Raw genomic sequence first — 8,302 nt, 5'->3', positions numbered from 1 at the left:
TCCCTCCGTATCATAATCGGGGAGCCCGGATGCACTCATCCAGTGCAGGGATCCATCAGGCCAGCGGATCTGGTATTCGGCACGGTAAGGAAGCCTGTTTTTTACCGCTTCATGGACGTTCCGGGTAACCATTTCCCGGTGTTCAGGGATAATGACCTGCATCAGGTCTTCAAGATCAAACCGGGCATCACCGGATACGCCGTAATTGGCCCTGCAGATTTCCGAAGATTCCATTGTATAGGTCCTGAGATCAAGTTTGTAGGATCCGAGCTGTCCTGCATAGAGGGCAATCTGAAGCTGCTGGTTAACTTCTTCCAGTTTTTTTCTTTTGAGGATCCGGTCTGTAACATCGGTGGCAATAACAATGATGGCAACGGTTTGTCCCAGCTCGTCCTTCAACGGTTCATAGATGAAATCATAATAGCAGTCTGCAGAAGTACCTTTTGATGTTATTTGTATATGAACGGCATCATCGGCATACGGAGTTCCTGAGATAAAAACATGGTTGAGGATATCCATATAAGGCGGATTTTCCGTTTCAGACATCACCTTTGTAAACGGCTGTCCGATTATTTCCCCGGTTTTACCCCATATTTTCAGAATGATTTCATTAGCTACTTCAATGGTCATATCGCTTCCTGCAAGGATACCGAATGCTACCGGCGCCTTGCTGATGAAGGACTTCAGCCGCTGTTCGCTTTTTTCAAGGTTGTTGTTCAGGATAACCGTTAAGTCATAGGCTTTGCTGAGTTCCGTATTGACTTTGTTGAGCTCATCATTGGTCGCTTCCATTTCAATATTGAATTCGGCAAGTTCATGAACGGCGTTTTCAAGATCTTTCTGAGTCATGCTGAGCTGTATGTTTGCCTGCGTCAGCTGGTCAATGGTATCAAGCGAAGACCGCCGGAGTTCAATCTGGTCCATGGCAGTTTTGGCCAGGTTTTCAAGGATTTTCCTGTCAGATTCTGTAAAAATCCTTGTTTTTTTATCGATAATGCAGAGTGTGCCTATCATAAAGCCGTCGTGCGTGATCAGGGGAGCGCCGGCATAAAACCGTAATCCGAAATCACCGATGACATTGGGATTGGACATCAGGCAGGGCTCCTTGAGGGCATCTTCAAAAACGGTAACCTTCTCATCAAGGACGGCCAGAGCACAAAGGCTTTTTCCCCGGTTGGCATGGGTTGCCTTTCCCATTCCTATATTGGCTTTAAAAAATACCGATTCCGCATCCACGAGGGAAAGCAGGGAGATGGGTGCATTAAAAATCTGTGCGGCCAGCTTTGCAATTCCGTCAAAACTTTCTTCCGAAGGGGTGTCGGTAATCCGGTACCGGTTCAGTGCTTCCAGGCGCTGTACCTCATTTTCAGGCACAATGTTCATTCCAAACGTATTTTCAATCATAATAAAATAACAGTGCTAAAGATGCTGAAAAAATGATCCGGTTAAGGTATCGTAAAGATAGGTTTTTAAACCAGACAAAACTCAAAAATGTGGTATTTTGTTCAGACGGTATTCCCGCTTTATTCGATCATCCGGATTTCTTCTGCAAGGGGTTCATTTTCATCCGTTGACCGGCATATCCGGTCATTTTCATACTTTGCTCAGATGATCTGATTGCGGTATCATTCCTGGTCTTCCGTGAGCTTCCTGATCATGCCATTAAAGAGGTAGGCATGGAAGGGAAGCACGGAATACCAGTACAGCCTCCCCAGCAGTCCTACCGGTCTGAAAGTAGCTTCCTGAATGAGTTTTCCGTTTTCTATCTTGAAATCAAGCCAGGCTTCACCGGGCATTTTCATCTCAGCGAAGAGCAGAAGCCTTTTTTCTTCCCTGCTGGCATACAGTACCCTCCAGAAATCCACACTGTCCCCGGCACTTACGGTTGCTGAGTTCTTTCTCCCTCTTTTCAGGCCGACACCGCCGAACAGCTTATCCAGCGCACCTCTGATGCTCCACAGCAGATTGGCATAGTACCAGCCGTTCTTTCCGCCGATGCCGAAGATCTTGGTAAGCGTGGCTTTCTCATTTTTTACTTCATGGGTCCGGCGGTCCTTGAAAACCCCCATGGTGGGAACTTCCAGAAAATCCCAGACGTTCTTCGTGTACCGGTAATCACCGAATGAATCGTGCCACGTGGACAATACATCATTCTGTTCAATTTTATCAAAGCTCAGTTTAAGGCTTTCGCGGTAGGAGAGGAGTTTGATGCCGAGTTTCTCTGCCAGGTCGTTTTTTTCCGCCACTACATTCACCGTCATGCTTTCCACCAGGTTTTTAGCGAGCGGATAGGAGGTGGAAGTAATGAAATAGAGCCAGTAAGAGGAAAGCTTGGGGCTGAGCAGCGGCACTGAAAAAATGGCTCTTCTCAGGTTGCGTTCCTGGGCAAAGATCAGTAACATTTGTTTATAAGAAAGCACATCCGGACCGGCAATATCAAAGTGCCTGTTATAGGTAAACGTCTTTTCCATGACACCGGCCAGGAATTCAATGACGTTGCGGATGGCTACCGGCTGGCATTTCGTTTTAAGCCATTTCGGCGCTATCATTACCGGGAGTTTTTCTACCAGATCACGGATAATCTCGAATGAAGCCGACCCTGATCCGATAATAATCCCGGCCCTTAATACAGTAAGGTTATATTTTTCAGATCTCAGTTCTTCCTCCACATCCTTCCTGGACTGCAGGTGCTTTGAAAGTTTGTCTTCATTGACGATGCCGGTAAGATAGATGACCTGCCTGCAGGACGTCTTTTCAATGGTCTCTGAAAAGTTGCGGGCGGAAATTTTTTCAGCTTTACTGAAATCTGCGTTGGAAGACATGGAGTGGATCAGATAATAGGCTGCATCGATATCCTGATCAACAGGAGTCAGGGTAGCCGGATCATTATAGTCGTGTTCCACGATGCTCAGTTGATCGAGATAATTCTGATATAAGGTGGTATTGAACCTTTTTTTGTCACGTACGGAACAGATAACGGTATGTCCCTGGCTCAGCAAATGGATAAGCAGCCTTTTTCCGATATAGCCTGTGGCACCTGTAAGAAATATTTTCATAATGTATTTTTAAATCAAGACCCGCATCATCCGTTTCTCATTTTTATATGGCTGATTACCAATGATCCCGGTTTGAATACCGGCAATGTACCGGATGAGATGTGGTATTCTAAGCTTTACAAAACTGATACCATATCACGGATTTCTTAATTTTCAAGGTATTTTCTGAAAAAACATAAAAATGGTCTGCTTTATGCTAAGTGAATTAAAGGCGACAATATAAATGCCTTCATTTGCCAATACCACAAAACATTATATATTATGAAAGAATTTACTCAATGGGACAACCCTGCACCGATGAACAAGGAAATCGAGCGCCAGAAAGCACTTAAAGTCCTTGAAAAAGCAAAAATGATCAACCGCAAGGTCGTTTTCCTTCCCAAGGGAGCTACCGGCAATCTTAAGATGAACAGTCTCTTCTGATTCCGGTATTGCATTTCCACTCTCAGATCGGCTACTTTTGGGTAGCTTTTTTTATATCCTGCAATGAACATCGGCCAGAACATATGGAGATAAATTAGACGATAATAAAAAAGAATGAATGCTTTCCGCAGATATCAGAAATATCAATAGCATTACCATAATACGGAAGCATAATTCCGGAATACATCAGTATGTAAAACATAAGGTGGTCTTATTTCCTGTTTACTTGAACATCTACTATTAAAGCGGTCTCTGCTTTTGCTATGGTAAATGGCATATCCGGCTTTTATCTTTTCAATTTATTCCGTTCAACTTATTCAGATTTCATTGTTTTCAGGCAAAAATTTTTTATCATCTATGTACAAAATACTGCATTCATTATACAGATCTGCAGGACATCGAAGCGTCCGCAGGGATTTATGGCTTTTTCTCGTTCTTACTGTTTTATTCTTAGGGTTAACGGCCTTTGTCGTTTCAGAAAGGTCCGATTACTGGGATCTCCATGTTTCGGCGTGGCTGCAGAACCGGCAGGGGGAAATGATGGACGCGGTCATGAAAGGATTCAGCTGGCTGGGAAGTGTGCCGATTGCTTTTTGCATGATCTGTACAGCATCGTTATTTTTCCTGGTTTCCGGAAAGAAACGGGAAGCGTTACTCATCTTTTCCACCGTGCTTACCGGAGCCGTAAGCTGGACTCTTAAAATGCTGATCAACCGTTCCAGGCCAGGTACGGATTTTGTCCGTGTGATTGAAGAAACGCATTACCAAAGCTTTCCCAGCGGCCATGTGCTGTTCTACACTGTTTTCTTCGGGTTGCTTTCCCTGATCGTATACCATAACCGGAAACTCAGCAGGGCAATAAAAGTGGTCTGTATTTCTATTTTTGCCCTGACTCTCATTTTCGGGGCCGTTTCCAGGATCTATCTGGGTGCGCACTGGTTTACCGATATCCTTGGCGGAATGATCCTGGGGATGGCATTTTTGTTGCTGGCAAGGCTGGCGTATCTGAAAAAATGGGTGCCGGCAAATAATGATCAACGGTAGCTGATCAGGTTAATGATTATTCCACTGTATTGTATCCGTCTGCATGAAAAAATTCAAAATATAGTGATTTAATGATCGTTTGTGAAGAGGCGACAGCACGAATATAAGACCCGCCCATCATCTTCCGGAAGGAAAATATTTTTAAGTTTAATTCCGGAATATGTGAAAAAATATTGACTAGGTTGGTATCTGTAAAAAAGCTTGAGGATTTGTTCTAAAACAGGAAGTTTTTTGAACTTTTTTTTACTGATTTCAGCAGTGTATTTTATGTCTGGCCGGGCTGTCTTACCGGAATGCATCAGGAATGGTGATTTGTAAAATTTTACTAATCACCAATTTATGAATTAAGGCCCTTCACATATGGGATAAAACCTTACGGACAAAGGCTTTATCTTTTGTTGAATTTTCTACACGTTTGAAAAGTCCCAATAAGTGCAGTTTTTTTCTGAATGAAAATTAGGATTTGTGGATTTTATTTACCTATTTTTGGAAAATATTTTACAAAATAATAATAATGAAAAAACATTTATTCCTGGCTGTTCTTATGTCAGCTCCTATTTTTCACGCCCAAGTAGGGATCAATACTACAACGCCCAGAGCCACGCTCGATGTTTCTCCAAGAAGTACCAACGGTACTACCGCAGAAGGAGTGATCGCACCAAGGCTTACAGGGAACCAGCTGTCGGCTGCTGATGCAAAATATACTTCCGCTCATACCGGGGTCATTATTTACGCCACTTCGGCTCCCTCACCGATTACGACCAAAACGGCTAATGTAACAGCGGCGGGTTACTATTATTTCGACGGCAGCATCTGGCATGGAATGGGGGCTCAGAGCACTACCACAACCCTGAGCATCAGTTCGGTAATCGACCCGAATATTCTGGGATATGTTCCCAGCAACACGGCTACCGCCACAAACAATGCACCTGCTACCCTCAGTGTGAACGGAGTTACCGCCACCCGGACCGGAACCGTTACCTATAACGGTCATAGTTATGCCGCTTATTCAGCCTCAGCAGCAGGAATTACATGGTATAATGCCTATAACGCAGCCAAAGGTATGGGCGGCTATCTGGCCACTTTCACCACCGATGCGGAATGGCAGCAGATCGAAACCACATTGCTCAGCAATACTGCATTCGATACCCAGCAGGCATGGATCGGCTTCGCCAAATATTCATGGTTTGCCGGAGTAGCCCTCACTCCCGATCCCGAAGAAAAATGGATTACCGGAGAGCAGCCTCTGCACGATTACAGTGCCGGCGGTACCAGTGCCGTAAGAAAATCCAACTGGTTCAACACAGGAGAACCCAATAACTCAGGAGGTACGGAAGGATTTGTGATTACCCTGCCCAAAAACAGCGGAACCAAGACCTATGGCAATTATACCTCTACCCACCCATGGAATGACGTAGTGGCAAACACAGCCAACACCACCGGATTTATCGTAGAATTTCAACAGTAAACAGGGATAAAATGAAAAAGTGTTTATTATTACTGTCCTTGATAGGAAGCAGCATGTCTCTGAATGCACAAATGGGTATAGGTACTAAAACGGTGGTTTCCACCCTGGAAGTCGATGCCCTTAAGACCGATGGTTCCACCTCGGAAGGGATCGGAATGCCGCGGCTGACAGGCGACCAGATTAAGAATGCCGGTCCCTTGTATACCGCAGCGCAGACCGGCGCTATTGTGTATGCCACTTCTATTCCTGCTACCGCTGATACCAAAACGGCCAATATTACTTCAGCAGGCTGTTATTATTTTGACGGCAGCATCTGGAGGAGCCTTGGTAAAGTATCCAATACTACGGTAATCAGCTATTCCACATCGGTGGATTCCAATATCCTGGGTTACGTTCCCAGCAAGACGGCAACGGCGGCCTCAGCACCTGCAACAGTTGCGGTAGGCGTCAATACGTATACAAAACAGGGTACAGCGAGCTTCACGGTAAACGGGCATACCTATACCGCTTATTCCGGTACGGCAGGCATCAACTGGTTTGACGCGTATACGGCGGCAAAAAATATGGGCGGCTATCTGGCTACCTTCACTACCAATGCGGAATGGCAGTATATAGAACAAAACCTTCTGAACAATACGGTCTTCGATACCCAGCGAGCCTGGATCGGTTTCGTGAAATTTTCATGGCAGGCAGGAGCGGCACTTACCCCGGATCCGGAAGAAAAGTGGATTACCGGAGAACAGCCTCTGCATGATTACAGTGCGGGCGGATTGACGGCAGTACGGAAAATAAGCTGGTTTGCAGGGGGCGAACCCAACAACTCAAATTCAGGGGAAGGTTTTGTCCATACCTATTCCAAAAATGATAATGCTACGCTTACCGTTAACGGGTATACTTCTACCCATCCATGGAATGATCTTCCGGCGGATGTCGGCACCATAAACGCATTCATCGTTGAATTTCAGCAGTAAAGAACAAGAAAACATCATAAAAAACAACCTCTGATCCGGCCGGGTCAGAGGTTTGTCATAAGGTCAGTTCATAAACAGGCTGTCAATCTTTTTTCTGAGCATGGGTTCATGTACCATGCTGTCAAACTCCCTGATCAGGTCCGTTGAAGCCGGCTTTTTAGGATACCGGTTATGCAGGAGAAACTGTCTTAATGCCGTATTCACCTTTTTCTCGCCGATCAGTTCGCTCAGTTTTACCATGGCCAGTGCCCCTTTGGAATAGGCGATATAATGATGATCCGATGTTACTTTGAAAAGCGGCTGATTTCCCGAAAGGCTTTTTTCCTCTTCATAGATCTGGCGGTGGATATTCAGTTTTTCCAGCATTTTCTGCTTTCCGTATATTTTTTTATACAGCATCATTTCGGTATACATGGCGAGGGTTTCGGTAAGCATCGTGTTTCCCTCTCTGTCATCAGGATCGATGCTGCTGTTGCCCCACCAGAGATGGGAAAGTTCATGGCCTGCCAGCTCATTGATCACATCCTGCTGTGATCCGGCCTTAAGATTTGTATGAAAAAGCTTGTTTTCAGGCATGAAAACAGCGGAAGGGTAGGAGGTTGCGGCAAACCCGTCCGTAAATGAAGAAATCTCTGCAAAGCTGATGCTGTTAAAAGGATATTTCCCGAAATTTTCCGTACAGTAATCCAGGGTGAGGCGGGCATTTTTTATCAGGTTGCCGACATTTTCGGGGTGATCCGGATGGTAGAAGACCTTGATCTCAATACCTTTATGCATCACACTCTTTACTGCGTATGTTGCAGACGACAGGGCAAACCGGAACGGAATTCCTGTGGCTTTGTACCGGAAGCGGTTTCTACCGTGCTCATGGGATTGTTCAACCAGGTCGCCGGTACCCACAGCGGTCTGGTCGCTATTGGTAAACACGGTCATGTCCAGATTGATAAAATTGTTTTCAGAACAGGCAGGAGCATTAACCGGTTTGATGCCTGACGCTTTTCCAAGACCATGCTGAATGCGTATGGCCGGATCTCCGGTTTCCCTGCTTTTCTGATACCCCAGTGAAGGGTAATACCTGCTGATCCGCATGAAGGAACCGTTTTCGAGAATAGCGTTAAAAGAATCGTGTCCGTTGACGGGAAACCAGCGGTAAGACACCGAAAAATCGAGATAAGCGCTTTGGCCCGGTAATAAAGGCTTTTTCAGGAGAATTTCCTGTACCTGATGGTGGATCTTCATTTTTTCCGACGTAGTGCGGAATTCTGCCGAACTCAGTGTCAGGTCAGGATGAAAGTTCACCAGGATTTTTGCAATGGGTAATGAAGTATGATTGATCAGAT

Annotated in this window: 7 protein-coding genes; 4 read left to right on the top strand and 3 right to left on the bottom strand. The window is 45.3% G+C overall.

What is annotated here, in order from left to right; genetic code table 11:
* A partial coding sequence (locus QZ735_RS01855; RefSeq protein ID WP_294243641.1) for a GAF domain-containing protein occupies positions 1 to 1,383 on the bottom strand: 1,383 nt, incomplete at its 3' end.
* Positions 1,384 to 1,625: 242 nt separating this feature from the next.
* Positions 1,626 to 3,056 carry an SDR family oxidoreductase gene (locus QZ735_RS01850; RefSeq protein WP_294243639.1) on the bottom strand — a complete coding sequence of 477 codons (1,431 nt, stop codon included), beginning with the start codon at positions 3,054 to 3,056 and terminating at the stop codon, positions 1,626 to 1,628.
* Between the two features lie 261 nt (positions 3,057 to 3,317).
* On the opposite strand from QZ735_RS01850, the gene QZ735_RS01845 reads away from it, so the two are divergent.
* The 4 genes from QZ735_RS01845 to QZ735_RS01830 all read left to right on the top strand — a co-directional run bounded on the left by QZ735_RS01845 (position 3,318) and on the right by QZ735_RS01830 (position 6,962).
* Positions 3,318 to 3,479: a hypothetical protein gene (locus QZ735_RS01845; protein ID WP_294243638.1), complete on the top strand. Its 162-nt coding sequence runs from the start codon at positions 3,318 to 3,320 to the stop codon at positions 3,477 to 3,479.
* A 357-nt stretch (positions 3,480 to 3,836) separates the two neighbouring features.
* Complete coding sequence (locus QZ735_RS01840; RefSeq protein WP_294243637.1) at positions 3,837 to 4,523, top strand: phosphatase PAP2 family protein; 687 nt, start codon at positions 3,837 to 3,839, stop codon at positions 4,521 to 4,523.
* Positions 4,524 to 5,037: 514 nt separating this feature from the next.
* Positions 5,038 to 5,991, top strand: coding sequence for a C-type lectin domain-containing protein (locus tag QZ735_RS01835; protein WP_294243635.1), 954 nt, complete (start codon positions 5,038 to 5,040; stop codon positions 5,989 to 5,991).
* 11 nt (positions 5,992 to 6,002) lie between these two features.
* Complete coding sequence (locus QZ735_RS01830) at positions 6,003 to 6,962, top strand: hypothetical protein (RefSeq protein WP_294243633.1); 960 nt, start codon at positions 6,003 to 6,005, stop codon at positions 6,960 to 6,962.
* Positions 6,963 to 7,025: 63 nt separating this feature from the next.
* Here QZ735_RS01830 and QZ735_RS01825 read toward each other — a convergent pair.
* Positions 7,026 to 8,302: M1 family aminopeptidase (locus QZ735_RS01825; RefSeq protein ID WP_294243631.1), on the bottom strand; the 1,277-nt coding region annotated here is incomplete at its 5' end.

The sequence above is a fragment of the uncultured Chryseobacterium sp. genome, assembly GCF_913776365.1.
Taxonomy (GTDB): Bacteria; Bacteroidota; Bacteroidia; order Flavobacteriales; family Weeksellaceae; genus Chryseobacterium.
This window is presented reverse-complemented; position numbering and strand designations above follow the sequence as displayed.